Origin of the sequence: Ferrimonas sediminicola (assembly GCF_005116715.1) — a bacterium.
GTDB lineage: Bacteria > Pseudomonadota > Gammaproteobacteria > Enterobacterales > Shewanellaceae > Ferrimonas > Ferrimonas sediminicola.
This window is the reverse complement of record NZ_SWCI01000006.1, coordinates 69,321-93,896: the sequence shown is the minus strand read 5'-3', so window position 1 is coordinate 93,896 and position 24,576 is coordinate 69,321. Positions and strand designations below refer to the sequence as shown.

Annotated in this window: 20 protein-coding genes; 8 read left to right on the top strand and 12 right to left on the bottom strand. The window is 63.3% G+C overall.

The genetic code is table 11. The features are described from left to right. Positions 1-21 precede the first annotated feature (21 nt). Both FCL40_RS10950 and FCL40_RS10945 read left to right on the top strand, forming a co-directional pair. Positions 22-1,452: a coniferyl aldehyde dehydrogenase gene (locus tag FCL40_RS10950; RefSeq protein ID WP_136853344.1), complete on the top strand. Its 1,431-nt coding sequence runs from the start codon at positions 22-24 to the stop codon at positions 1,450-1,452. 9 nt (positions 1,453-1,461) lie between these two features. Further along, positions 1,462-2,046 (top strand): TetR/AcrR family transcriptional regulator, encoded by a 585-nt coding sequence (locus tag FCL40_RS10945; protein WP_136853343.1) that lies wholly within the window; start codon positions 1,462-1,464, stop codon positions 2,044-2,046. On the opposite strand, the gene FCL40_RS10940 is transcribed toward FCL40_RS10945, so the two are convergent. Continuing rightward, the gene (locus tag FCL40_RS10940) at positions 2,043-2,654 is read right to left on the bottom strand and encodes a DUF2238 domain-containing protein (protein WP_136853342.1); all 612 of its coding nucleotides are present in this window, start codon (positions 2,652-2,654) and stop codon (positions 2,043-2,045) included. The genes FCL40_RS10945 and FCL40_RS10940 overlap by 4 nt on opposite strands. A 124-nt stretch (positions 2,655-2,778) precedes the next feature. On the opposite strand from FCL40_RS10940, the gene serA reads away from it, so the two are divergent. Together serA and ygfZ are read left to right on the top strand one after the other, a co-directional pair. Next, positions 2,779-4,008, top strand: coding sequence for a phosphoglycerate dehydrogenase (gene serA, locus FCL40_RS10935; protein WP_136853341.1), 1,230 nt, complete (start codon positions 2,779-2,781; stop codon positions 4,006-4,008). Between the two features lie 138 nt (positions 4,009-4,146). Beyond that, the gene (ygfZ, locus tag FCL40_RS10930; RefSeq protein WP_136853340.1) at positions 4,147-5,028 is read left to right on the top strand and encodes a CAF17-like 4Fe-4S cluster assembly/insertion protein YgfZ; all 882 of its coding nucleotides are present in this window, start codon (positions 4,147-4,149) and stop codon (positions 5,026-5,028) included. 55 nt (positions 5,029-5,083) lie between these two features. Here the strand turns inward: ygfZ and FCL40_RS10925 are convergent, their stop codons facing one another. Next, the gene (locus FCL40_RS10925; protein ID WP_136853339.1) at positions 5,084-6,037 is read right to left on the bottom strand and encodes a DUF3187 family protein; all 954 of its coding nucleotides are present in this window, start codon (positions 6,035-6,037) and stop codon (positions 5,084-5,086) included. A gap of 172 nt (positions 6,038-6,209) precedes the next feature. Here FCL40_RS10925 and FCL40_RS10920 point away from each other — a divergent pair, with 172 nt between their 5' ends. Continuing rightward, positions 6,210-6,410, top strand: a complete 201-nt coding sequence (locus tag FCL40_RS10920) for a DUF4250 domain-containing protein (RefSeq protein ID WP_136853338.1) — start codon at positions 6,210-6,212, stop codon at positions 6,408-6,410. A 52-nt stretch (positions 6,411-6,462) separates the two neighbouring features. Here FCL40_RS10920 and FCL40_RS10915 read toward each other — a convergent pair whose 3' ends face one another. The 4 genes from FCL40_RS10915 to prfB all read right to left on the bottom strand — a co-directional run bounded on the left by FCL40_RS10915 (position 6,463) and on the right by prfB (position 11,622). Further along, positions 6,463-7,206: a ferredoxin--NADP reductase gene (locus FCL40_RS10915; RefSeq protein ID WP_205729127.1), complete on the bottom strand. Its 744-nt coding sequence runs from the start codon at positions 7,204-7,206 to the stop codon at positions 6,463-6,465. 104 nt (positions 7,207-7,310) lie between these two features. After that, on the bottom strand, positions 7,311-8,570 hold the full coding sequence (locus tag FCL40_RS10910) for a dicarboxylate/amino acid:cation symporter (protein ID WP_136853336.1): 1,260 nt from the start codon (positions 8,568-8,570) through the stop codon (positions 7,311-7,313). Positions 8,571-9,023: 453 nt separating this feature from the next. Continuing rightward, complete coding sequence (gene lysS / locus FCL40_RS10905; protein ID WP_136853335.1) at positions 9,024-10,508, bottom strand: lysine--tRNA ligase; 1,485 nt, start codon at positions 10,506-10,508, stop codon at positions 9,024-9,026. Between the two features lie 15 nt (positions 10,509-10,523). Next, a protein-coding gene (gene prfB / locus FCL40_RS10900; RefSeq protein WP_136853334.1) for a peptide chain release factor 2 occupies positions 10,524-11,622 on the bottom strand; the annotation gives its coding sequence in 2 pieces (ribosomal slippage) (positions 10,524-11,546 and positions 11,548-11,622; 1,098 coding nt in all). Positions 11,623-11,814: 192 nt separating this feature from the next. On the opposite strand from prfB, the gene FCL40_RS10895 reads away from it, so the two are divergent. Further along, entirely contained in the window at positions 11,815-13,281 is a 1,467-nt protein-coding gene (locus FCL40_RS10895; protein WP_136853472.1) for a Na+/H+ antiporter NhaC family protein, read from the top strand. A gap of 59 nt (positions 13,282-13,340) precedes the next feature. Here the strand turns inward: FCL40_RS10895 and recJ are convergent, their stop codons facing one another. From recJ to xerD, 3 genes are all read right to left on the bottom strand, one after another. Continuing rightward, positions 13,341-15,065 carry a single-stranded-DNA-specific exonuclease RecJ gene (recJ, locus tag FCL40_RS10890; RefSeq protein ID WP_136853333.1) on the bottom strand — a complete coding sequence of 575 codons (1,725 nt, stop codon included), beginning with the start codon at positions 15,063-15,065 and terminating at the stop codon, positions 13,341-13,343. Positions 15,066-15,127: 62 nt separating this feature from the next. After that, on the bottom strand, positions 15,128-15,838 hold the full coding sequence (gene dsbC, locus FCL40_RS10885; RefSeq protein WP_136853332.1) for a bifunctional protein-disulfide isomerase/oxidoreductase DsbC: 711 nt from the start codon (positions 15,836-15,838) through the stop codon (positions 15,128-15,130). A gap of 134 nt (positions 15,839-15,972) precedes the next feature. Continuing rightward, complete coding sequence (gene xerD / locus FCL40_RS10880; protein ID WP_136853331.1) at positions 15,973-16,890, bottom strand: site-specific tyrosine recombinase XerD; 918 nt, start codon at positions 16,888-16,890, stop codon at positions 15,973-15,975. Positions 16,891-17,001: 111 nt separating this feature from the next. On the opposite strand from xerD, the gene FCL40_RS10875 reads away from it, so the two are divergent. Both FCL40_RS10875 and FCL40_RS10870 read left to right on the top strand, forming a co-directional pair. Next, complete coding sequence (locus FCL40_RS10875; RefSeq protein ID WP_136853330.1) at positions 17,002-18,192, top strand: efflux RND transporter periplasmic adaptor subunit; 1,191 nt, start codon at positions 17,002-17,004, stop codon at positions 18,190-18,192. A gap of 1 nt (position 18,193) precedes the next feature. Beyond that, positions 18,194-21,310, top strand: coding sequence for an efflux RND transporter permease subunit (locus FCL40_RS10870; RefSeq protein WP_136853329.1), 3,117 nt, complete (start codon positions 18,194-18,196; stop codon positions 21,308-21,310). A gap of 103 nt (positions 21,311-21,413) precedes the next feature. Here FCL40_RS10870 and FCL40_RS10865 read toward each other — a convergent pair whose 3' ends face one another. The 3 genes from FCL40_RS10865 to brnQ all read right to left on the bottom strand — a co-directional run bounded on the left by FCL40_RS10865 (position 21,414) and on the right by brnQ (position 24,523). Next, entirely contained in the window at positions 21,414-22,562 is a 1,149-nt protein-coding gene (locus tag FCL40_RS10865; protein WP_229360321.1) for a sugar phosphate nucleotidyltransferase, read from the bottom strand. A 119-nt stretch (positions 22,563-22,681) separates the two neighbouring features. Next, positions 22,682-23,020, bottom strand: a complete 339-nt coding sequence (locus tag FCL40_RS10860; RefSeq protein ID WP_136853327.1) for a response regulator transcription factor — start codon at positions 23,018-23,020, stop codon at positions 22,682-22,684. Between the two features lie 198 nt (positions 23,021-23,218). Further along, positions 23,219-24,523: a branched-chain amino acid transport system II carrier protein gene (brnQ, locus tag FCL40_RS10855; protein ID WP_229360318.1), complete on the bottom strand. Its 1,305-nt coding sequence runs from the start codon at positions 24,521-24,523 to the stop codon at positions 23,219-23,221. Between the last annotated feature and the right edge of the window lie 53 nt (positions 24,524-24,576).

The following is a 24,576-nucleotide window of genomic DNA, read 5'->3' as shown; positions in this document are numbered from 1 at the left end:
ACCCCGAGACAGGGAGATCCCATGACAGAACGACCGAGCCCCACCAGCATCCATCAGTCGCTGTTAGCCTGCTTCGACACCCAGAAGCAGGCATTCCACCACGAGCCCGACCGGGAACTGGCACGGCGCATCGAGGATCTGCGCAAACTCAAGCAGGCGCTGCTGGCCCACAGCGACCGGCTGTGCGACGCCCTGGAGCGCGACTACCAGGGGCGCAGCCGCCAGGACTCCCTGCTCTCCGACATCCTCCCCTGCGTGATGAACCTCCGCTACAGCAGCAAACATCTGAAGCAGTGGTTCAAACCGGAAAAGCGACGCGCCGGCCTGCTGTTGGCCCCGGCCAGGGTGGAGGTGCACTACCAGCCCCTTGGGGTGGTCGGCATCGTGGTGCCCTGGAACTTCCCGGTGATGCTCTCCATCGGCCCGCTGATCGCCGCCTTGGCCGCCGGCAACCGGGCGATGATCAAGCTGTCAGAGTTCACCCCCCACACCAACCGGGCGTTGATCGCCATGCTGGCCGAGGCGTTCGACAAGGATCAGGTGGCCTGCATCGAGGGCGAAGCCGATGTGGCCGCCCAGTTCACCGCCCTGCCCTTCGACCACCTGCTGTTTACCGGCTCCACCGCCGTGGGTCACCACGTGATGCGCGCCGCCGCCGAGAACCTGACCCCGGTGACCCTGGAGCTTGGCGGCAAGAGCCCGGTGATCGTCGGCCCGGATATGGATCTCGATGTGGCCGTGAAGCGGATGGCTTTTGGCAAATGCCTTAACGCCGGCCAGATCTGTGTCGCGCCTGACTATGTGCTGGTGCCCAGGGAGAAGCTGGACGCCTTTGTCGACGCCTACCGCCGCCGTTTCGAAACCCTCTACCCCGACGGGGTGGACAGTCCGGACTACGGCTCGGTGATCAATGACCGCCACTATCAGCGCCTCACCGCCCTGCTGGAGGATGCCCTCGCCAAGGGCGCCAGGGCCGTGCCCTGTGCCAGGGGCAAACACCGGGATGACCGCCGTCGACGCATCACCACCCACCTGCTGCTGGACACCGATGATGATATGAGGGTCAGGCAGGATGAGATCTTCGGGCCGCTGCTGCCGCTGGTGCCCTACGACAACATCAAGGAAGCGCTGGACCATGTGCGGGACCGGCCCCGCCCGCTGGCCCTCTACCTGCTGAGCTATGATAGGGAGCTGCAGCAGCAGGTGATCGATCATACCCATGCCGGCGGCATGTGCATCAACGACACCCTGTTCCATGTGGCGGCGGAAGACGCCCCCTTCGGCGGTGTCGGCCCCTCGGGCATGGGGCACTACCACGGCCAGGAGGGGTTCAAGACCTTCTCCAATGCGAAAACGGTGCTGCGCCAGGGGCGCTTCTACTCCGCCGCCATGATGCAGCCCCCCTACGGCAAGTGGCTACAAAAGCTGGTCTTTAAACTGTTCCTAAGATAAGGAGATGGGGTGAGCGCCTCGAAACGTCAGCAGATTCTGGATACCGCACTGGTGCTGTTTGTACAGCAGGGGTTGGAGGGGGCGGCCACCGCCAAGATCGCCAGGGAGGCCGGGGTGGCCACCGGCACCCTGTTCCACCATTTCAGCAACAAGCAGGCGCTTATCGCCGCCCTCTACCTAGAGATCAAGCAGGAGCTGGCCGATCGCCTGCCGGCGCTGCGAGCGGATCAGCCCACCCGCGAGATGGCCTGCCGCATGTGGCAGGCCGCCATGGCCTGGGCCCTGGATCATCCGGATAAGATCCGTTTCCTGCTGGCCTACTACCAGTCACCGGTGCTGACCCCGGCCACCCGGCGCACCGCCAAATTCGACACCCTGGGGTTTGTGCTGGAGCTGATCAAGATGGGGCAGGCGCGGGGGGAGCTGGCGCCCTACCCTCATGAACTGATGATGGAGGCGTGCCACAGCCTGTTCATGGCCAGCGCTGGCTACTTTATCGATCACCCGGAGCAGGCCGCCGATCCCCGCCAGCAGGAGGGCGCCATGGCGATCTTCTGGAACGCCCTGGCGGCCCCCGGCCACCGGCTGCCCTAGCTCAGCAGCGGCCGGAGCTGGCGGTCATGCCGCCGGCCCAGCAGCAACTGGGAGAGGATGGCGCCGATCATCGCCCACATCATGTCGGACTGGGTATCCCAGACATACCCCTGGGTCCCCAGGAACGCCTCGGCCCCCTCTCCGGTGCCGATGGCCACCCACCACTCGATCAACTCATAGAAGGCGGAGAACGCCAGGCAGAAGCAGAGCGACAGGAAGAAAGTCCAGCCACCGGGACGCACCACCCGGTTACGCAGGAACACCTCCCGGGCCAGGATGGCGGGAATGAACCCCTGGGCCAGGTGGCCCACCTTGTCATAGTTGTTCCGCTGCCAGTCGAACCACTCGGCCAGGGTGTCAAACAGCGGCACCTCGGCATAGGTATAGTGGCCCCCCACCATCAGGATGACACTGTGCAGCAGCACCAGCTGGTAGGCCAGCGGCGTCAAGGGCCAGCGCTTGAGGGTCGCCAGCAGGATCAGCGCGCCGAGGAGGGCCGGCAGCACCTCCAGAAACCAGGTGAAACCATCCTTGGGGTCGATGGCGGACCAGAACAGCACCAGGCTGAAAGTAGCCACCCAGGCCAGGCGGTACAGGGAGTGAGACATGGTGATTATCTATCTTTTCTATGGTTGGATTGCGCCTTAGTATAACGATCAATTCCACTGTTCATACAAAAAGGAATTAGGGTAAGCTGGGCTATTCCCACTCTCGCCGTATGGAATCTGTACCATGACCCAATACTCTCTCGAAAAAGACAAAATTAAGGTTCTGCTGCTGGAGGGACTGCACCCGCGCTCCATCGAAAGCTTCAAACTGGCCGGTTATGACAACATTGAAGCACTGAAAACCTCCCTGTCTGAAGAGGAGTTGATCGAGCGCATCAGGGATGTCCATTTCATCGGCATCCGCTCCCGCACCCAGCTTACCGAGAGAGTCATTGAAGCCGCCAACAAGTTGGTGGGCATCGGCTGCTTCTGTATCGGCACCAACCAGGTGGACCTCAAGGCCGCCGCCAGCAAGGGGATTCCGGTATTCAATGCCCCCTTCTCCAACACCCGGTCCGTGGCCGAGCTGGTGCTGGGCGAGATCCTGCTGCTGCTGCGCGGCATCCCCGAGAAGAACGCCCAAGCCCACCGGGGCGTCTGGCAGAAGAGTGCCAGCGGCAGCTTCGAAGCCAGGGGCAAGGTGCTGGGGATCATCGGCTACGGCCACATCGGCACCCAGCTGGGGGTGTTGGCCGAAGGCCTGGGGATGCAGGTGATGTTCTATGACATCGAAAACAAGTTGCCCCTGGGCAACGCCCGCCAGATGGGCTCACTGCCACAGCTGCTGGCCCAGTCCGACATCGTCAGTTTGCATGTGCCGGAAACCCCGGCCACCAAGAACATGATCAACGCCGACACCCTGGCCCATATGCGCCAGGGCAGCATACTGATCAACGCCTCCCGCGGCACCGTGGTCGAGATCAACGCCCTCTCCGCCGCCCTCTCCAGCGGTCGCATCCGCGGGGCCGCCGTGGACGTGTTCCCGGTGGAGCCCAAATCCAACGACGAGGAGTTTGTCACTCCGCTGCGTGAGTTCGACAACGTCATCCTCACCCCGCACGTGGGCGGCTCCACCCAGGAAGCCCAGGAGAACATCGGTATCGAGGTGGCCTCCAAGCTGGTGAAATACTCCGACAACGGCTCCACCCTCTCTGCGGTGAACTTCCCCGAGGTGTCGCTGCCGGAGCACACCGGTGCCAGCCGCCTGCTGCACATTCACCGCAACGTGCCCGGTATCCTCAACCAGATCAACCAGGCGTTTGCCGCCAAGGAGATCAATATCGTCGCCCAGTTCCTGCAAACCAAGAATGACCTGGGGTACGTGGTGATGGACGTGCAAACCCAGCACGCCGACGACGCCCTGGCCCAGCTGAGCGCCATCGACGGCACCATCCGCGCCCGCATCCTTCACTAAGACCGCCGCCGGAACGCCAGGGGCTATTGATTCTCCATCAATAGCCCCTGTAAAAATGGGGACTTAGGCCAGTTTTTTTCCCATTCGCCATGGCTTACACTGGAGGGCTTCCACAGGCCATATTTTCTAGGATTTGCCATGGCGCAGCTCATCCCCCTGACCCACCTGGGTCTGATCCGCATCAGCGGCGACGACACCCTGACCTTCCTGCAGGGCCAACTGACCATCAACCTGCTCGCACTGGAGGCCAACCGTTGGAGCTGGGGCGGCCACTGCGATCCCAAGGGCAAGCTGCTGGCCAGCTTCCGTCTGTTCAAGCGCGACGGCGAGGTGCTGATGGTGATGCCCAGGGATCTTATCCCCCTGGATCTGCCCCAGTTGCAGAAGTATGCGGTATTCAACAAGGTGACCATCACCGATGCCAGTGACGAGCTGGCCCTGCACGGGCTGCTGGGCAACGATGCCTGCCAGCTGGCCCAAGAGCTGTTCGCCGGTGAGGGCACCCTGCGTCACCAGGGAGACGCCAGCCTGCTGCTGGATCAGGACAGCGCCATCATCGTCGGTGACCTGCCCGGCGGTCTGGCCGCCCTGGATGGCGGCAGCACCGAGCTGTGGCTGCGCCACGAGATCGCCCGGGCCTGGCCCATGTTGCCCGCCAGCCACAGCGGTGAGCTGGTGCCGCAGATGCTGAACCTGGATGCCGTCGGTGGCATCCAGTACGACAAGGGGTGTTACATCGGTCAGGAAACCGTGGCCCGGATGCACTTCCGTGGCGGCAACAAGCGCGCCACCTTCGTGCTCAAAGGCAGTTGCGACACCCTGCCCGAGGGGGAGCTGGAGCTGGCCCTGGGTGACAACTGGCGCCGGGGCGGCACCCTGCTGAACAGCCAACTGGTGGACGGTGAACTGTGGGCCACCGCGGTCATGGCCAAGGACGTGGCACCGGATGCCAGGCTGCGCCTCGGCGAGGTGGCGCTGGCCATCGAGCCCAGACCCTACCCGCTGTTCGGCCAGGAGTAACCCCTCCCCCGACCAGAGAGGGCGCCCATGGGCGCCCTCTCTCTTTGCTGCTCCGTCACAGCTTGTGGCGGTAACCCAGGGTGAAGGCGATGTCGGTGCTGTTGTCCATGTTGAACACGTTCTCGATCATGGTCAGCTCGAGGGCGCCGCGCTCCAGGTGGTAACGGTAACCCACCAGGAACTCGTGGGAGACCTCATCCAGCTCATCCACCTCCTTGGTTTCACCACTGTAGAGGTGATACTCCAGCAACAGCCGGTGGCGCTCACCGAGGTGGTACTGGTAGCTGGCTCCCGCCATCCAGGACCAGTCGCTCATCTTCAGTCCGCCGGAGGTGGCCTGATCGTCGCTGTGGGCGCTGCCCAGGGTCAGGTGTAGGTGATGGGGTGCATTCGGCTGGTAGCTGTAGTTCAGCTGGGCGATCTGCTCGAAAGAGCGGATCTCGAAAGGGCCGCTGCCCACATAGTTGTAGGCGAGCCCCAGCCCGGCCGACATCCCGTGGGCCCCCTCGAGGTAGAGCTGGTAGCCGGCGTAGCCGGAGAGGACGTTGCTGAGGGTTTCCCCCTGGAAATCCTCGTAGAGCACCCCATATCGGGGGGCGGAGATATAGAAACGGTGCTTGGGCACCTGGTCCCGGCCATTCTGCCCCAGGCCAAACAGATCGTGAAACTTCTCGGTGACGGTGTCCAGGCCGTTATCGGCGGCGAAACGGTACTGGTAGTTGACCTCAAACTCCCAGCGCGCCAAAGGGGCGAACCGAACCCCGAGGTTCAGCTCGTTATGGTAGTAATCCATCTCATAGTCGGGAGTGACCGCCCAGACACTGGCGATGGCGCCGGTCAGGTGCCACTCTGTGGTTCCGGGCTCCAGCACCTGGCCGCTGCGCATCATCGGCGTATAGGCCTGGGCCTGCAGAGGCGACTGGGCCTTGACCATCAGGGGACCATATTCGCTCCCCTGAGCCACAACCGGGGCCAGCAGCAGGGACCATAACACTGTTCTGGTTCGCATCCGTTTCTCTCCCTCAATCCCGTCACCATGTTTCCCTCGATAACAATCATGGCAACTACTTAAGGATTTATTCAACCAGTTTAGCGAGATAGTGCCTTAACCCCGGCTGTACACGCCTGCCGCTTGGTCCCTAATCTATAGTTATCGACAGGGCCATCTTTCTGGAGGCGTTATGGAGATTCACCACCCTGAACGGCTGGATGCCCATATCCTGCTGGGCATCGTCAACGAGCGGCTGAGGCTGTCCTGCGACAACCTTGGGGAGTTAGAGGAGGACCTGGGGATCAGCGGCGCCCAGCTGGAGCATAAGCTGGGGGCCATCGGCTTTCACTATCTGCCAGAGCAGAACCAGTTTCGCCGGGAGGGGGAGTGATCGAAAACAGGCCAGGAGGAAACCACCTGACCTGTTCGGAATCGGACGAGCTCTACCAGTACTTCTCCATGGTGATCTGGCCCGGGGTGCGCCGCAGGTTTTTCCTCAGCTTCATCCCCTCCAGCACCGCCAGGGTGTCGCGGATCATGTCCGGGTTGCCGCACACCATCACCTGGCTGCGTGACGGGGTGATGGGCCGGTCGGCATACTCCTGGATCTGGCCGCCGGCGATCAGCGACGGAATCCTGCCTCTGAGCATGCCGGCCACCTCCTCGCGGCTGACCACGGGGATAAACTTGAACTGGTCGGGACGGGCCTGTTCCAGGGCGCGGATCTCCTCCAGGTAGGCCATATCCTCCAGGTTGCGGACTGCATAGACCAGGTTGAAGGTCTCAAACTGTTCCCAACTGCCGGCATCGCGCAGGATGGAGAGGAAGGGGCCGACGGCGGTGCCGGTCGCCAGCATCCACAGGTCCCGGCCCGCCGGCACCTCGTCCAGCACCATGAAGCCGGTGGGGCGCTTGGCCACCATCAGCTGGTCGCCCGGGTGAAGATCCTGCAGTCGCGGGGAGAGCTTACCCTCCTCCACCGCCACCGCCAGGAACTCCAGCAACGGCTCGGTGGGGGCATTGACGAAGGAGTAGGCTCGTTGCACCCGCTCGCCCTCCTGCTCCAGTCCAAGCTTGGTGAACTGGCCGGCCACGAAGGGCTCCACCTCGGCGTCCACCTTCAGGCTGAAGAGTTTGTCGTTCCAGTCGATCCGTTCGACTACGGTGCCAGTAACCCAAAGGCTCATTCCCATCCCTCGTGTGGCGTTGAACTCTTGACCAGAATAACAGAACGCCCACAAAGAAAAACCCCGCCATTGCGGGGTCTTTGTCTGGGTCAGGCCAGGGACCTTCAGCCCAGTTCGGTGCGCTCGGCCAGCAGCGCCTGGCGGGCCTCGCTGCGGTCCACTATGGTGACCACCGTGGTATCCCCGACGACGTTGGTGGAAGTCAGCACCATGTCGATCACCCGGTCCAGGGCCGCCACCAGGGCAAACGCCTCCACCGGCAACCCCATCTGGTGGATCAGCACACCGATCATCACCATGCCGCCGCCGGGCACGCCGCCGGCGCCCACCGACAACAGGAAGCAGGAGGTCACCAGGGCCGGCAACTGCGCCAAGGTGATCGGCGCGCCGTAGGCGTTGGCCAGGAAGAAGGCGGCGATGGTGATGTAGATGGAGACCCCGCTCATGTTCATGGTCGCCCCAAGGGGCACCCCGAAGCCAGCGGTGGCCCTGTTGACCCCCATCTTGTCCACCAGGGTACGCATGGTGACCGGAATGGTGGCGTTGGAGCTGGCGGTGGAGAAGGAGAACAGCACCTGCTCCCGGGTGTTGCGGCGAAACTCGGCGGCGCTCATCTCGGTGGTCAGGGAGACCACCACCGGATAGACCACGAACAGCCACAGCAGCAGCAGGCCGAGGATCAGCCCCATGTAACCCAGTACCGACAGGAAGGTGGCCGCCTCCAGGGTGGCCCCCAGTTTCAGCATCAGGCAGAACACCCCGTAAGGCGCCAGCCCCATCACCATGGTGATCAGAGTCATCATGATGCGGTTGGCCAGGGCGAAGCCCCGGGCCACGCCCTCCACTTCACTCCCCAGCTTCTTGATGGCGATCCCCAGCAGCAGCGCCATGAAGATCACCTGCAACATGTTGCCGGAGGCGAAGGCGTCGATGGGATTGCGGGGGACAATATTGAGGATCAACTGGCCGATGTCCGGCAGGTCGGTGGACTGGATCTGCGCCCCCTCGCCCATGCTCACCAGGTTGGCCCCCAGCCCGGGCTGGAACATCAGTGAGATCGCCACCGCCGCGGCGATGGCCATGATGGTGTTGAGGATGTAGAGACCGAATGTCTTGCCGCCCAATCGGCCGAAGGCGCGCACATCCGGCAGTTCGCAGACACCGCTGACGATGGAGACGAACACCAGGGGAACCACCATCAGCATGATCAGGTTGACGAACAGCTGCCCCCCCAGGGTGGCCAGATCCACCAAGGATTCCGAGAACAGGGCCACGTCAGCCAGAAGAAACTGAATGGTGATCCCGAGGATAAGGCCGGAGAAGAGGCCGACAAAGATCCGTTTGGACAAAGAGCTGGATTGCATATGAACTACCTGTTTGAGCGCCCGAGGGGCGATTCGCGCGACTCTCTTGAGACGGAGCCTTTATGAGTGACCGCCACATACTACCGCCGGCGCCAGCGAAAAGACACAGGTTACACCGCAGTTAACAGACAATTTATCCATTTACGGAGAGGATTTCAGATATAACATCTAGCCATCTTAGGGGTGTTCACCAGTTCCATCCACTGGATGCCCGATTCAGACCAGCATGAATCACCAGTCGATCCAGATCACACTTTTCCATTCTTGCGGACTCATCGGAGCGGATCCCTGACTAACGCACTGTAATACACTGCCATTTTTGGCGAAGGCCAGTGAATTGGTCTGCGCGGCAGGGGCATGGCAGGGAGATAGGCAACAACATTCCGGCAACATGGCGAGCGGTGGGCAAAAAAATGCCCGCCAGTTGGCGGGCACCAGTCAGAGTGTCGACGATCAGCTGCCCTGAGGACGAAGGGCGGGGAACAGGATCACGTCGCGGATGGTGTGGCTGTCGGTAAACAGCATCACCAGCCGATCGATGCCGATCCCCTGGCCCGCCGTAGGCGGCAGGCCGTGCTCCAGGGCGGTGACATAGTCTCCGTCATAGAACATCGCCTCGTCGTCGCCGGCGTCCTTGGCCTTCACCTGATCCAGGAAACGTTGCTTCTGGTCTTCGGCGTCATTCAGCTCGGAGAAGCCGTTGGCGATCTCGCGGCCCCCCACAAAGAACTCGAAACGATCGGTGATCTCCGGGTTGTTGTCGTTACGACGGGCCAGGGGAGACACCTCCGCCGGATACTCGGTGATGAAGGTGGGCTGGATAAGGCGGTGCTCGGCGGTCTCCTCGAAGATCTCGGTGATCACCCGGCCCAGCCCCCAGCCCTTCTCGACCTCGATCTTCAGATCTTTGGCCACTTCGCAGGCGCTGGTGAAGTCAGACAACTGCTCTCGGCTGACTTCGGGGTTGTACTTGAGGATGGCGTCCACCATGCTCATGCGGGCGAAGGGCGCGCCGAAGTCGAACGTCTCGTCGCCGTACTTGACCACACTGGTGCCCAGCACCTTCTGAGTCACCTCCTTCAGCATCGCCTCGGTCAGGTCCATCAGGTCGTTGAAGTCCGCGTACGCCATGTAGAACTCCATCATGGTGAACTCGGGGTTGTGGCGTGGGGAGAGCCCCTCGTTGCGGAAGTTGCGGTTGATCTCGAACACCCGCTCGAACCCCCCCACCACCAGGCGCTTCAGGTAGAGCTCGGGGGCGATACGCAGGAACATCTCCTGGTCCAGGGCGTTGTGATGGGTGATGAAGGGGCGGGCGGAGGCGCCACCGGGGATCACCTGCATCATGGGGGTTTCCACCTCCATGAAGTCACGGTCGGTCATGAACTGGCGGATGGCGGCGATCACCTTGGAGCGTACCTTGAAGGTGTTGCGCGACTCCTCGTTGACGATCAGGTCCACATAACGCTGACGGTAGCGCTGCTCCTGATCGGTCAGGCCGTGGAACTTCTCGGGCAGGGGACGCAGCGCCTTGGTCAGCAGCTTGTACTCGCCCATGTCCACGTACAGGTCACCCTTGCCGGAGAGGTGCAACTGGCCCTTGATGCCGACGATGTCGCCGATATCCAGGCCGCCGATCGCCTTCAGCTCCTTCTGCACCCCCTTGGAGGCGTAGCCCTGGATACGGCCGGAGACGTCCTGGATCACCAGGAAGGGACCCCGCTTGGCCATCACCCGGCCGGCGATGGAGACCACCTCGGCCAGCTCCGCCAGTTCCTCTTTGGATTTATCCGCGTATTTAGCCTGAAGATCTGCAGCCAGGTGCTCGCGCTTCCAGTCGTTGGGGTGACCGTTGGCGTTGCACTCTTTGCGGATGCCGTCCAGCTTGGCGCGGCGTTCGGCGATCAACTTGTTTTCGTCTTGTACCTGTTCAGTCATTTTCTCTACTCAGTCTTACAGGCCAGATTTCAGGCTGGCTTCGATGAAGCGATCCAAGTCGCCATCCAGTACCTGCTGGGTGTTGCGGTTCTCCACCCCGGTACGCAAATCTTTGATGCGGGAGTCATCCAGCACATAGGAGCGGATCTGACTGCCCCAGCCGATGTCAGACTTGGCGTCCTCCGCCGCCTGCTTCTCGGCATTCTGCTTCTGCAGCTCCAGTTCAAACAGCTTAGCCTTCAGCTGCTTCATCGCCTGGTCTTTGTTCTTGTGCTGGGAGCGCTCGTTCTGGCACTGCACCACGGTGTTGGTGGGCAGGTGGGTAATACGTACCGCAGACTCGGTGGTGTTCACGTGCTGACCACCGGCACCGGAGGCGCGGTAGACGTCGATGCGCAGATCCGACGGGTTGATGTCGATGTCGATGTTGTCGTCCACCTCGGGATAGGCAAAGGCCGAGGAGAAGGAGGTGTGACGGCGGCCACCGGAATCGAAGGGCGACTTACGCACCAGCCGGTGTACGCCGGTCTCGGTGCGCAGCCAGCCGTAGGCGTACTCTCCGGTGAACTTGACGGTGGCACTCTTGAGGCCGGCCACGTCCCCTTCGGACAGTTCGATAATCTCGGTCTTGAACCCCTTGGCCTCGCCCCAGCGCAGGTACATGCGCAGCAGCATGTTGCACCAGTCCTGGGCTTCGGTGCCGCCGGAACCGGCCTGCAGATCCAGGTAGGCATCGTTGCTGTCCTGGGGACCGGAGAACATGCGGCGGAACTCCAGTTTGGCCAGGCGGGACTCCAGCTCCTCGAGCTCGGACTGAGTCTCGTTGAAGCTGTCCTCGTCCTCCTCCTCGACCGCCAGTTCCAGCAGCTCGGCGACATCTTCCAGCCCCTGATCCAGATCGTCGATGGTCTTCACCACCTCCTCCAGGGCACCGCGCTCCCGCCCCAGCGCCTGGGCGCGTTCGGGCTCATTCCAGACGTCGGGCTGCTCTAGCTCGGCGTTGACCTCTTCCAGACGCTCTTTCTTGGCGTCATAGTCAAAGGTACCCCCTAAGGAGATCTGTCCGCTCAGACAGCTCCTTAATCTTGTTTTGAACCGGATTGATTTCGAACATTTCCGTCCTACAGATTGATGACACTATGCAAACCCGCAATTTTAACCTAAAGCAGGGCGGATCGCACCGGGTTCTGCGGAGTTTTTGTGCAAAAAATATCGGTGAATTCTCCCGGATTCCGGGCGCTTCACTGGCACCGGTGTCCCCCATGTTGCATCATGGGGCCCTGGCCTCCACAAGAACAACAATATGATAACCAAAGAGCTTCTCAGCCTGGCACCTGTGGTGCTCACCATCGGCATGGCCCTGGTGGTGCGGCGTACCCTGCTGGCCCTGGGCAGCGGCCTGCTGCTGGCGGCACTGATTCTGCACTGGGGGGCAGCCCTTGATCCCCTGCTCTACCTGATGGACACCTTCACCGGCCAGCTCTATGCCAACGGTCAGTGGCAGGGCTGGCATCTGGATGTGATCCTCACCATCGCCCTGCTGGGCATTCTCACCCAGCAGCTGGCACGCAGCGGCGCGGTCAGCGCCTTCGCCCATTGGCTGTTTCCGCGGATCCGCAGCCGCCGTCAGGCCAGGCTGGCGGTGGTGGCCCTCGGCTGGATGGTGTTTATCGACGGCATCTTCAGTTGCCTGGCCAACGGCAACGTCAGCCGCCCGCTGTGCGAGCGCTACCGCATCTCCAACACCCAGTTGGCCTACCTGGTGGACAGCACCGCCTCTCCCCTGTGTGCCATCCTGCCCTTCTCCAGCTGGGGCCCCTATGTGATGACCCTGCTGGCGGGGCTGACCATCCTGCCCGGGGCGCCCCTGACCGCCTTCCTGCAAGTGGCCGCCACCAATTTCTATGCGCTGATCACCCTGGCCCTGGCGGTGCTGGTGGCCTGGAGCAACCTCGGCTTTGGCAGCGCCCCGGTCCGACCCGAGCAGGTTCAGGCTCAGCCGTCCCGGGAGGGCAGCCCCTGGCTGCTGGGACTGCCGGTGCTGATGCTGATTGGCGGCAGTCTGGTGTTGGCGATCCTCTCCGGCCTGAAGGGAGGCAGTACGCCGATGCAGTGGCTGGCCAATGCCGACATCGGCGGCGCCATGCGCAACGCCGCCCTGGGTGCGGTGCTGCTCTCCCTGGGACTGCAGTGGCGGCAGGGGATCAGGCCAGGGGCGATGCTGTTTGCCGGCTGGATGGGGCTGCGCTCCGTGGCCACCGCCCTGGGGATCCTGATGATGACCTGGATGGTAGGACGAGCCATCGGCGACCTCGAGACCGGCCGGGTGATGGCCACCTGGGCCTCGACCCACCTGGCCGAGGGGCTGCTGCTGCCCGGGATTTTCCTGCTGTGCGCGGTCACCGCCTTCGCCACCGGCTCCAGCTGGGGCACCTTCGCGTTGATGATCCCCATCGGCGCCGACATCGCCTGGCAGCTGCAACCGCAACTGCTGCTTCCGGCCCTGAGCGCGGTGATGGCCGGTTCGGTGTTCGGCGATCACTGCTCCCCCATCTCCGACACCACGGTACTCAGCGCCACCGCCAGCGGCTGCGCCCCGGTGGACCATGTCAGCAGCCAGCTGCCCCTGGCCCTGATCAGTGCCGGCCTGGCCCTGGTGGGCTTCACCCTGCTGGGTCAGCGGCTCCCCCTGGTGCTGGTGTGGCCGCTGATGCTGGTACTGATGGGGCTGCTGGCGGCGATGGCGTTGAAAAGACGCCCCGGGCCCCGCTGACGCCGGAAAGAAAAAGAGGCGCACTAGGCGCCCCTGATGCGGGGAGAGGACGGTCAGCCCTACAGGGGCGAGAGCCACTCCACCATCAGCTGGACACTGTCATTGCCGCGCCAGTGGTTCACATCCAGTCGATAGGCCAGCGACACCCACTGCACCGCCCCATTGGGCCACTGCTTCAGATCCACATTGAAGGCGATGGCATCCAGCTGCTGGGTGCCGCACTCGGTCTCCACCACCATCTTCAGGTGCTTCTGGCCCACCAGGCGCTGATCCAGCAGGCGGAAACGGCCATCGAACAGCGGCTCGGGAAACGCCTGTCCCCAGGGGCCGCCATCCCTGAGGGTAGCGGCCATCTCCAGGCTGAGCTGATCCGCGCCCAGCTCACCGTCACTGAGCAGCTCGCCGGTGAGCTGATGCTCCTCCAGTTCGGCGCGCACCGCCGCATCATAGGCCGAGGCGAACTCCGCAAACCGCGAGGCGTCCAGGCTGAGTCCGGCGGCCATGGCGTGGCCGCCGAACTTGAGGATCATCCCCGGGTTGAGGGTATCGATCCGCTCCAGCAGATCCCGCATGTGCAGCCCGGGGATGGAGCGTGCCGAGCCCTTGAGCTCACCACCTCCGGCATCGGCAAAGGCGATCACCGGCCGGTGGTAACGCTCCTTGATGCGGGAAGCGAGAATGCCGATCACCCCCTGATGCCAATCCCCCTGATACAGGGCCAGCCCCCAGGGCAGATCACGGCTGCCCAGTTGCAGGGATTCCAGCGCCTGGACCGCCTCATGCTGCATCTCCGCCTCGATCTCCCGGCGCTCGGCATTGAGGCTGTCCAGGCGGCTGGCCAGCTGCCGGGCACTGACCAGATCCTCCGCCAACAGGCACTCAATCCCCAGCGACATGTCGTCCAGACGGCCGGCGGCATTGAGCCTGGGCCCCACGGCAAACCCCAGGTCCGAGGCCACCAAGCGGCCGGCACTGCGCCCGGCCACCTCCAGCAGGGTGGTGATGCCGGGCCGGCATCGGCCCGAGCGAATGCGGTTGATCCCCTGCTGCACCAGCAGCCTGTTGTTGGCATCCAGGGGCACCACGTCCGCCACGGTGCCCAGGGCGACGATATCCAGGTAGTGGGCCATGTTGGGTTCGGCCAGACCCCGCTCGGCGAACCAGTTGCGGCGACGCAGTTCTCCCCTCAGCGCCAGCATCAGGTAGAAGGCCACCCCGACCCCGGCCATCGCCTTGGAGGGGAACTCACAGCCGGGCTGGGCCGGGTTGACGATGGCATCGGCCTCGGGAAGGGTGTCACCCGGCAGGTGGTGATCGGTGACGATCACCGTCATCCCCGCCGCCTTGGCGGCGCCAACCCCGGCGTGGGCCGAGATGCCGTTGTCCACGGTGATCAACACCTCGGCCCCCATCTCCTGGGCCAGGGTCACCAGTTCGGGACTGAGACCATAGCCGTAGTCGAAGCGGTTGGGCACCAGGTAATCGATGCGCTCGGCGCCCAGGGCGCGCATCGCCAGCAGCGTCAGGGCGCTGGAGGTGGCACCGTCGGCATCGAAGTCTCCCACCACCAGCATCGGCTGCTGCCGTGCCAGGGCGTCCGCCAGCAACCCCGCCGCCTCGGCACACCCCTTGAGCCGGGCCGGATTGAGCAAGCCGCGGAGCTCCCGCTCCAACTCCGACGCACACCCCACCCCCCGGCGGGCATACAGCTGCCTGAGCAGCGGTGGCAGGGTATCGGGCAGGTGGCCATCATCCACGGTGGCGCGGCGAACGATCTTGGTCATAGGGGCTCTTTCTGGGGCAACAAAAAAGCGGGCCAGGGCCCGCTTCTGGGATGGGGTGTAGCTTACCGGCTACTGAGCTGCATCTGCAAGCGACCGGCGGGCAGGTAACCGGGCACCATGGTGCCGTCGTCCAGCACCATGGCCGGGGTACCGTTGACCCCGAAAGTGTTACCCAGCTGGTAGTGCTTGGCGACGGCCGCCGCCGCCGGGCAGGTGGCCTCGGGCAGCTTCTGGCCCGCCTTGGCGTCACCCATGGCCGTCTTGGGATCCTTGGCACACCACAGCTTCTCCATCTCGTGCCAGGCACTGCTGCGCTCGCCGCCGCGGGGGTAGGCCAGGTAACGGATGGTGATGCCCGCGTCCAGGTAATCCTGCATCTCGTTGTGCAATTTGCGACAGTAACCGCAGGTGGTGTCGGTGAACACGGTCACCACGTGCTTTTCATTGGGCGCCTTGAACTCGATGGCGGTGTCCGCCACCTTGGCCAGCATCTCCTTGCGGATACCGGACATGCGCTGCTCGGTCAGGTTGGCCATCTGGTTGTTCAGGTCATACACCTGGCCATGGATCAGCTTGCTGCCATCCTCGGTGACGTAGAACAGTCCCTGGCCGGTAACCACCTCATACAGGCCCTTGACGGGGGCCGGGGCGATCGCCTCGGCCTTGATGCCCAGGTTCTGTTCCATGGCGGCTTTCACCTCCGCCTCGCCGGCCACCGCGGTGCCGGCAACCAGGGTCAGGCCACCCATCAGGGCAATAATCTGTTTTCTCATTTTATAACTCCGTTTCGCCTCAGTGGTATGGACCGGGCAGTGACAGCAGAAATTACAGTATGGGACCTATTTAGCCAAGCTACATTTCTTTGCAACCGGAGACGAATCCGGTTTTTTTGTAACCAGCTCTGAGTCTATCCTCTGGGATGATGCTGCCGATGCAGCTGTTGCAACCTGGCCTGAGCAACATGAGTATAGATCTGAGTGGTGGAGAGATCCGAATGCCCCAGCAGCAGCTGCACCACCCTCAGGTCGGCCCCATGGTTGAGCAGGTGGGTGGCAAAGGCGTGTCTCAGGGTATGGGCGGAGATGCTGGTGTCGATGCCCGCCCGCAGTGCATACAGCTTGATGCGGTGCCAGAAGGTCTGCCGCTGCATCATGATGCCGCGGCGGCTGGGAAACAGCACATCGGAATCCCGTTCCGCCAGCAGCAGGGGTCGGCTCTGCCTCAGGTAGAGGGTCAGCAGCTCCAGGGCGGTTTCGCCCACGGGCACCAGCCGCTCCTTGCTGCCCTTGCCGGTGACCCGCACCACCCCCTGGCGCAGACCAAGTTGCTCCAGCTGCAGACTGACCAACTCCGAGACCCTCAGGCCGGTGGCATAGAGAAGCTCCAGCATCGCCGCATCCCGCAGCTCCAAAGGGTCCTGGCGATCCGGCTCCTCCAGCAGGGCGGAGACCTGGGCTTCGCTCAGGGTCGTTGGTAGGGACCGGCTCAACTTGGGCGGTTTAATCCGTGCCAGGGGATCGGCCTGCAGCTTCCCCCGGCGCACCAGTTCGCCATAGAAGCGACGCAGCGCACTGAGGGTGCGGGCGGTGCTGGTACGGGCCATCCCCGCCTGCTGGCGCACCTCCAGATACTGACGGACGGTCTCGCCGCTCACCTGGACCAGGGTTTCCCCCCGGGGATGAAGAAATTCGACGAAACGCAGCAGGTCACTGCGGTAGGCCGCCAGGGTGTGCTCAGACAGGCCCCGCTCCGCCCAGAGCCTGTCGAGGAAACCTTCTATAAGCGACTGATCCTTATGATTAAGCTCTTTATTACTCTCAGTCATGACCTTTTACACACTTCAAAAACTCACTTACAAATATCCCTGACGAGTGACTCAACATTTTGTTAACCTGTGGGGCGATAAAGACAAAACCGATTTCGAAGGAACGCATCTATGCTTTGGTTAAGGCGCCTGCTACCCGTTGCCATCATACTCGCTTTGCTGGTCGTTGGCTTGGTGGTGATCAACGCCACCCGTCCTCAGCCTGAGAAGAAGGAGGAGATCCGGGCCCTGCCCCTGGTGGAGGTGGAGGAGATCCGCAGTGACGACATCACCCTGACCCTCAACTCCTATGGCGTCGTTCAACCCAAGCACCAGACCCAGTTGGTGGCAGAGGTCAGCGGCCGCATCGTCGAGCTGGATCCCCGTTTTATCGCCGGCGGCGAAGTGAAGCGGGGCCAGATCCTGGCGCGCATAGAGCCCGCCGACTACCAGGCGGATCTGATGCAGGCCCAGGCCAACCTGGCCCAGGCCAAGGCCCAGTTGCAGGAAGAGATCGCCCGCGGTAAGGTCGCCGAACAGGAGTGGAAGGGGGTCACCAGCGGCCTGCCTCCGGAGCTGGGCCTGCGCAAGCCCCAGCTGGCTCAGGAGCAGGCCAAGCTTCGCTCCGCCGAAGCCGCCCTGGCCCGCGCCCAGCGCAACCTGGAGCGCACCGTGATCCGCGCCCCCCTGGACGGCCTGATCAAGAGCCGGGATGTGGATCTGGGTCAGTACGTCAGCCTGGGGATCAAGCTGGGTGAGGTGCTGGGCACCGACGTCGCCGAGATCCGCCTGCCCCTGAGCAGCGAGCAGCTGCGGTTCGTCAACAACCCGGACAACCCCGACAGCCTGGTGACCCTGACCCAGGAGAGTCCCACCGGCCCCCTGAACTGGACCGCACGGCTGGTGCGCTCCGAGCAGGTGATCGACGCCCAGAGCCGGATGATCTACCTGGTGGCCCGGATCGACGATCCCTATAACCAGCAGGGAAGGCTGGCCTCCGGGGTGCTGAAGTTCGGCAGTTTCGTCAAGGCCCAGATCCAGGGCCGCACCCTGCACAACATCGTCCGCCTGCCCCGCCACAGTGTCCGCAACGACACGGTGATGGTCATTGGCGAGGGCAACCGCCTGGAGCGCCGTCCGGTGGAGGTGGTGCACACCGACCTGAACTCGGTCTACATCCGTGGCGACATCGGCAAGGGCGACCGCATCTCGCTGACCGCCCTCAACTCCTTTCAGGATGGCAGCGAAGTGCGCATCCTTGGTGATGATTCCCGGGTCGACGCCGGCACCGCCCTGAGTGCCGAGGTGAATGCCAATGAGTGATATGGAGACTCGGCGAGGCCTGATCGCCTGGTTCGCCCGCAACAGCGTGGCGGCCAACCTGCTGATGTTCGGCTTGCTGTTTGGCGGCCTGTTCGCCAGCTTCACCATCAACAAGGAGGTGTTCCCCCGCTTCGAGCTGAATCTGCTGCGGGTCTCCGTCGGATACCCAGGTGGCGCTCCCCAGGAGATCGAGGAGGGGATCACCATCAAGATCGAGGAGGCGATCAAGGATGTCCAGGGGATCAAGAAGGTCACCTCGGTGGCCTCCGACTCCAGCGGCAGCGTCACCATTGAGGTGGAGGACGACGTCGACCCCGCCGAGGTGCTGGACGAGGTCAAGCTGCGCATCGACACCATCTCCACCTTCCCCGACAGCATCGAGAAACCCGAGGTCTACCGCATCCGGCCGGAACAGGACGTGATCTGGCTGGCGATCTACGGCGACGCCCCGCTGACCGAGCTCAAGGAGCTGGGCAAGCAGATCCGCGATGAGCTGACCAACCTGCCGGCCATCAGCCGTGCCGACCTGATGGGCGCCCCCTCCTACGAGATCAGCATCGAGCTGTCCGAGGACAAGCTGCGGGAGTATGGCCTCACCTTCGAGGAGGTGGCCTCGGCGGTGCAGCGCAGCTCCATCGACCTGCCCGGCGGTGCCATCCGTGCCCAGGACGGCGATATCCTGCTGCGCACCAAGGGACAGTCCTACACCGAGCAGGATTTCGCCGATACCCTGGTAATGACCCGCAGCGACGGCACCCGGGTGCTGCTCTCCGATGTGGCCCGCATCAAGGATGAGTTCACCGAAGGGTTAAGATACACCAAGTTCAACGGCAAGACCGCGGTCTTCGTCGGGGTGAAGAGCGTCGGCGACCAGAGTGCCCTGGACATCTCCGAGCAGGTGCGCGACAAGGTGGCAGAGCTCAAGCAGACCCTGCCGGACACCATCGAGGTGGAGCACTGGGGTGACGTCACCTTCTACCTCGAGGGGCGGCTGAACATGATGCTCACCAACATGGCCCAGGGGGCGCTGCTGGTGTTCCTGATCCTGGCCCTGTTCCTGGAGTTCAAGGTGGCATTCTGGGTGATGATGGGCCTGCCGGTGTGCTTCCTCGGCGCCCTGTTCCTGATGCCCCCCCTGGGGATGAGCATCAACCTGCTCAGCCTGTTTGCCTTCATCCTGGTGCTGGGGATCGTGGTGGATGATGCCATTGTCATCGGCGAGTCCGCCTACAGCGAGATTGAGCAGCACGGCCACACCACCGACAACGTCATCGCCGGCGCCCAGCGGGTGGCGATGCCCGCCACCTTCGGGGTACTGACCACCATCGCCGCCTTCATTCCCATGCTGCTGGTGCCCGGCCCCTTCGGCATCATCTGGAAGACCATCGGCTTCGTGGTGATCCTCTGCCTGGCCTTCTCCCTGGTGGAGTCCAAGTGGATCCTGCCCGCCCACCTGGTGCACGCCAGGCTGCAGAAGCGGGGCAAGGTCGGCTGGCTGGGATCCAGGCAGCACGCCTTCAACCTCAAGGTGCGCGAGTTTATCCAGGAGCGCTACAAGCCCCTGCTTGAGACCTGCATCAACCGTCGCTACACGGTGCTGACCGGCTTTATCGGCGCCCTGGTACTGGTGGGCGCCCTGATGGGCACCGGCCACATCCGCTTCGTGTTCTTCCCGGATATCCCCTCGGACTTCATGCGGGTACAGCTGACCATGGAGCAGGGCTCCTCGGAACAGAGCACCCTTAAGACCCTGCAGCATATGGAGGAGCAGTTGGAGCGGCTCAACAGCGGCTGGGAGCAGCAGTTCGGCCAGACCATGATCAAGCACGTGCTGGCGGACCTGGACTCGCGCACCTCGGGCTCCTTCTTCATCGAGCTGACCAAGGGGGAGGACCGGCTGCTGGACACCAACCAGATCAGTGAGCTGTGGCTGGAGGCCATAGGTCAGATGCCCGGGGTGAAGGGGATCGAGATCCAGGGCACCACCGGTGGTGCCGGCGCCGACATCGCCTTCCGCCTGGAGGGCGAGGATATGGAGATGCTCTCCCTGGCCGCCGCCGAACTCAAGGAGAAGCTGGCCAGCTACGACGGCCTTCACGACATCAATGACAACTACTCCTCCGGTTCCCAGGAACTGCGCCTGGCCATCAAGCCGGAAGCGGAAGCGCTGGGGCTGACCCTGTCCGACCTGGCCCGTCAGGTGCGCTACGGCTTCTACGGTTACGAGGCCCAGCGGATGCTGAGGGACAAGGAGGAGGTGAAGGTGATGGTGCGCTACCCAGAGAGTGAGCGCCGCAACCTGGGTCACCTAGAGAACATGCGCATCCGCACCCCCGCCGGGGTCGAGGTGCCCTTCTCCGCCGTAGCCAGGGTGGAGCTGGCGGAGAGCTACAGCGCCATCGTCCGCACCGACGGCAAGCGGGCGATCACCGTCACCGCCCGGGCCAACAAGGACAAGGTGGAGCCAGGCAAGATCGCCAAGGAGATCAATCAGGAGTACCTGCCCGAACTGCTGGCCCACTACCCCGGGGTCCAGAGCGAGCTGGATGGCGCCACTGCCGAGGAGAGCGATGCGCTGTTGAGCCTGGCTCAGGGGGCCTTCCTGGCCCTGTTTGTCATCTACGCCCTGATGGCGATCCCGCTCAAATCCTACAGCCAGCCGCTGATCATCATGTCGGTGATCCCCTTCGGCATGATCGGTGCCGCTCTGGGTCACTACATCCTGGGACTGAGCCTGAACGTCCTCAGCCTGTGCGGCATCATCGCCCTGGCCGGGGTGGTGGTGAACGACTCGCTGATCCTGGTGGACTTTGTCAACCAGGCCCGGCGCCAGGGGATGCGGCTGGCGGAGGCGGTGGTTCTGGCGGGCACCCGCCGGTTCCGCGCCATCGTGCTGACCTCCCTGACCACCTTCCTGGGTCTGGTGCCCATCGTGTTCTTCGAGAAGAGCCTGCAGGCGAAGATCGTGATCCCCATGGCCACCTCCCTGGCCTTCGGCATCCTGTTCTCCACCCTGGTGACCCTGCTGCTGGTCCCCAGCCTCTACCTGATCCTCGACGATCTCAAGCGCTTGCTGCGGTGGTGGTGGCAACCGAATCCCGAGGCGCGGAAAGCCTGAACAACAGGGAGCCGGATGGCTCCCTGTTTTTTGCCTGACGGTCGCTTGCCCCCATCATGCAGGCTTCACCGCACCGGGTGACACCGTCACAGACGCTGCCCCGTCAGTGGCCCGCCTTGAAGTCAGGGCGTTTGCGTATCTCTTTCGGTGTGGTTTCGGCGGGGGCCCGGCTATCGCGGACCAGTCCCTCGGCGCCGATCTCTCCCAGGGTACAGTGCTGCCCCTGGTGATCGATGCAGTGGTGTTTGTAGATCATCCGGTCGGCCACCGCCGCAATGCCGCTGACATGGGTGTAATCATCCAGGCAGGCGTTGCTCAGCACTGCTCCCCGTTCAATCACACAGTTGTGGCCTATCACCAACGGTCCCCTCAGCTTGGCGCCGGTCTCGATGCGGCAGCCGTTGCCGATCACCACCGGCCCCTGAATGTCCAGCATCTCCAGATCGACCACACAGTTGATGCCGATATGGATACCCGGCGCCACCTGCCGTCCAGGTATGGGATAACCCACTACCTCGCCGTTGAGTATGCTGCAGGTCACCTGCCAGATATCACTGAGCCGGCCCACATCGATCCACTGGAACTCCATCGCCGTGGCGTAGAAGGGGATCCCCCTGCGCACCAGGTCTGGAAACAGCTGGGAGCCGATGTCGTACTCACCGCTGGAGGGGATGTAGTTGAAGATCTCCGGCTCGAAGATGTAGATGCCGGTATTCACCATGTCACTGACGGCGGTGCCCGCCGGCGGCTTCTCCTGGAACGCCCTGACCCTGCCCCGCTCATCGGTTTCCACCACCCCATAACGATTCAGGATCTCCTGGGGCATCCGCTTGGTGATGATGGTGGCCAATCCCCCCTTGCTCCGGTGCCAGGCGATCGCCTGGGTGAGATCCAGGTCGATCCAGGCATCCCCGCACACCACCACGAAGGTGTCATCAAAGAACCCCGAGGTCTGCTGCACCTGACGCATTCCACCGGCGCTGCCCAGGGCCCGGCCAACCAGGGTATCCCCCTCCTTCACCCCCTCGTAGGAGTAGCAGAGATCGACCCCGAACTGGTTGCCGTCCCGGAAGTACTCCTCGATCACCGGCGCCAGGTGGCAGGTATTGACCACAATCTCATCGATACCGTGGCGCTTGAAGTGGTGGATGATCGACTCCATCACCGGACGTCGCAGGATGGGGATCATCGGCTTGGGGATCTGTTCGGTGATGGGGCGGACGCGGGTCCCCTTGCCCGCCCCCAGAATCATACCTCGCACTGGCTCTCTCCTATGCAGACCGGGCTTACCCGCGTCGTGGTGACAACGGAAGATACTGCCCATCCGGGTCAGGCGAAACGGCCCCTGCCCCTTTGTTGCAGTCCAACGATTCACAGTCTCCGCCCCGGTTGGGCGTTCAGCAGGGCGATCACGGCCTCCGGGCCGCCGGAGTCCATTAAATTCATCTCGGACAGATCCGCGACGAGGCGATGGTGACCCACGGCGGGGATTCTGGCGTTGAGCTCGGCCCTGCGGGCCGGCTTGGCGATGACCTCATCGGCGTCCATCTCCAGGCCGAAGATGATTCGCGTCCCGTCGTCGCCGGAGGAGACGATGATGAGGTCGATGACCCGCTCCCGCTCCCGCCACTGGTAACCGAACCGCTTCAGCAGCGGGGCCGCCGGAACCAAACCGGTGTCCGTGGCGTCTTCCACCGCCAGCGGCATCATCCGATCCCATCCCTGTCCACACACTCCCCTGCGCAACAGTAACGCTAGTCGACAAAGGCCTCTCCGGCAAACCGACCTGGTGCTGCTTTCGCAATAGAGAACAAGGGGTCAAGCAGCCGGAAGCGCTCGCCCAGGGCGGGCTGCCCAGCAACGACAAGGGGCGCCCCGCGGGGCGCCCCTTGTCCGACGAGGTGCTGGTTAGTGCGCCAGCTGAGGCTGAGGACGACGGATCAGGCAGCCGATGACCGTGGCCGCCAGGGTCGGCAGCATCCAGGCCATTCCCTGCTCATACAGGGGCAGGGCCGAGACAAAATCGGTGCTCAGGCCCGCCGCCTTGATGCCGTCAAACAGGCCAAACAGGCCGGAGACGGAGACCATCAGGATCAGGCCCAGACGTTCGTTCTGCATCAGGCCACGGACGAAACAGAAGGCGACCAGCGCCATGGCGACGGGGTAGACCGCCATCAATACCGGAATGCTCACCTGGATCAGCTGGCTCAGACCGACGTTGGCCACCACGGCGCAAAACAGGGCGTTGACCACCACGAATCCGCGGTAACCCACCTTGGGCATCAGCTCGGAGAAGTAATCGGAACAGGCGGAGATCAGGCCGATCACCGTGGTCAGGCAGGCCAGGGTCACCACCGCTCCCAACATCACCACACCGGCGTTGCCGAACACCTGGTAGACAAAGGTGGTAAGGATGGCACCACCGGTCTCGGCGCTGGCCCCCAGCACCGAGCTGGTGGCCCCAAGGTAGAACAGGGGCACGTAGACAAAAGCCAGGCCGGCGGCGGCGATAAGGGCGGCAATACCCAGGTAGCGGGCCTGGCGGCCGCTGTCGGTGATCCCCTTCTTACGCAGCAGATCGACGATCAGCATGCCGAACACCAGGGAAGCCAGGGCATCCATGGTGCCGTAACCTTCGAGGAAGCCCTTGGTGAAGGCACCGCTGGTGTAAGCCCCCTGGGCCTGTCCGATGGGGTCCTGGGGGAAAACGAAGGCGGCGACTGCCAGTACGGCGAACAGCAGGATCAGTGCCGGGGTCAAGACCTTACCTACGCTGTCCACCAGGTTGCCTGGGAACAGGGCCAGCAACATGGCGATACCGAAGAAGATCACCGAGTAGAGCGCCTGGGTGGTGGCACCCGGCTCAGTCAGGAAAGGGACGGCGCCCATCTCATACGCCACCAGGCCGGCACGGGGGGCGGCGAAAGCGGGACCGATGATGATGAAGATGGAGGAAGCGATCACCACCCCGACCCAGGCCGGCAGTTTCTTGGTGATCACCGGAATGCTGCCACCGGCCTTGGCGACGGCCACCAGGCCAAGCAACGGCAGGCCCACGGCGGTGCACAGGAAGCCGACCATGGCCGGAAAGTAGTTCTCTCCGGCGAGGAAGCCCGCCATGGGCGGAAAGATCATGTTACCCGCGCCCAAAAAGAACGCGAAGGTCATAAAGCCGACACTCAAGGTGTCCATCAAGGTTAAACGCTTTTCCAAACTTGCCTCTTCTCATCAAAAACCTTGGTTACCAAGGCCACCCATGTAAACTT

What these genes read in the sequence shown, in the direction of transcription:
- ygfZ (WP_136853340.1), top strand. Translation starts at nt 4,147, where the DNA reads ATGGCGCAGCTCATCCCCCTGACCCACCTGGGTCTGATCCGCATCAGC.
- lysS (WP_136853335.1), bottom strand. Translation starts at nt 10,508, where the DNA reads ATGACTGAACAGGTACAAGACGAAAACAAGTTGATCGCCGAACGCCGC.
- FCL40_RS10865 (WP_229360321.1), bottom strand. Translation starts at nt 22,562, where the DNA reads ATGATTCTGGGGGCGGGCAAGGGGACCCGCGTCCGCCCCATCACCGAA.
- FCL40_RS10860 (WP_136853327.1), bottom strand. Translation starts at nt 23,020, where the DNA reads ATGATGCCGCTGGCGGTGGAAGACGCCACGGACACCGGTTTGGTTCCG.
- FCL40_RS10925 (WP_136853339.1), bottom strand. Translation starts at nt 6,037, where the DNA reads ATGCGAACCAGAACAGTGTTATGGTCCCTGCTGCTGGCCCCGGTTGTG.
- FCL40_RS10870 (WP_136853329.1), top strand. Translation starts at nt 18,194, where the DNA reads ATGGAGACTCGGCGAGGCCTGATCGCCTGGTTCGCCCGCAACAGCGTG.
- xerD (WP_136853331.1), bottom strand. Translation starts at nt 16,890, where the DNA reads ATGACTGAGAGTAATAAAGAGCTTAATCATAAGGATCAGTCGCTTATA.
- recJ (WP_136853333.1), bottom strand. Translation starts at nt 15,065, where the DNA reads ATGACCAAGATCGTTCGCCGCGCCACCGTGGATGATGGCCACCTGCCC.
- FCL40_RS10950 (WP_136853344.1), top strand. Translation starts at nt 22, where the DNA reads ATGACAGAACGACCGAGCCCCACCAGCATCCATCAGTCGCTGTTAGCC.
- FCL40_RS10915 (WP_205729127.1), bottom strand. Translation starts at nt 7,206, where the DNA reads ATGAGCCTTTGGGTTACTGGCACCGTAGTCGAACGGATCGACTGGAAC.
- FCL40_RS10920 (WP_136853338.1), top strand. Translation starts at nt 6,210, where the DNA reads ATGGAGATTCACCACCCTGAACGGCTGGATGCCCATATCCTGCTGGGC.
- FCL40_RS10940 (WP_136853342.1), bottom strand. Translation starts at nt 2,654, where the DNA reads ATGTCTCACTCCCTGTACCGCCTGGCCTGGGTGGCTACTTTCAGCCTG.
- serA (WP_136853341.1), top strand. Translation starts at nt 2,779, where the DNA reads ATGACCCAATACTCTCTCGAAAAAGACAAAATTAAGGTTCTGCTGCTG.
- FCL40_RS10910 (WP_136853336.1), bottom strand. Translation starts at nt 8,570, where the DNA reads ATGCAATCCAGCTCTTTGTCCAAACGGATCTTTGTCGGCCTCTTCTCC.
- dsbC (WP_136853332.1), bottom strand. Translation starts at nt 15,838, where the DNA reads ATGAGAAAACAGATTATTGCCCTGATGGGTGGCCTGACCCTGGTTGCC.
- FCL40_RS10875 (WP_136853330.1), top strand. Translation starts at nt 17,002, where the DNA reads ATGCTTTGGTTAAGGCGCCTGCTACCCGTTGCCATCATACTCGCTTTG.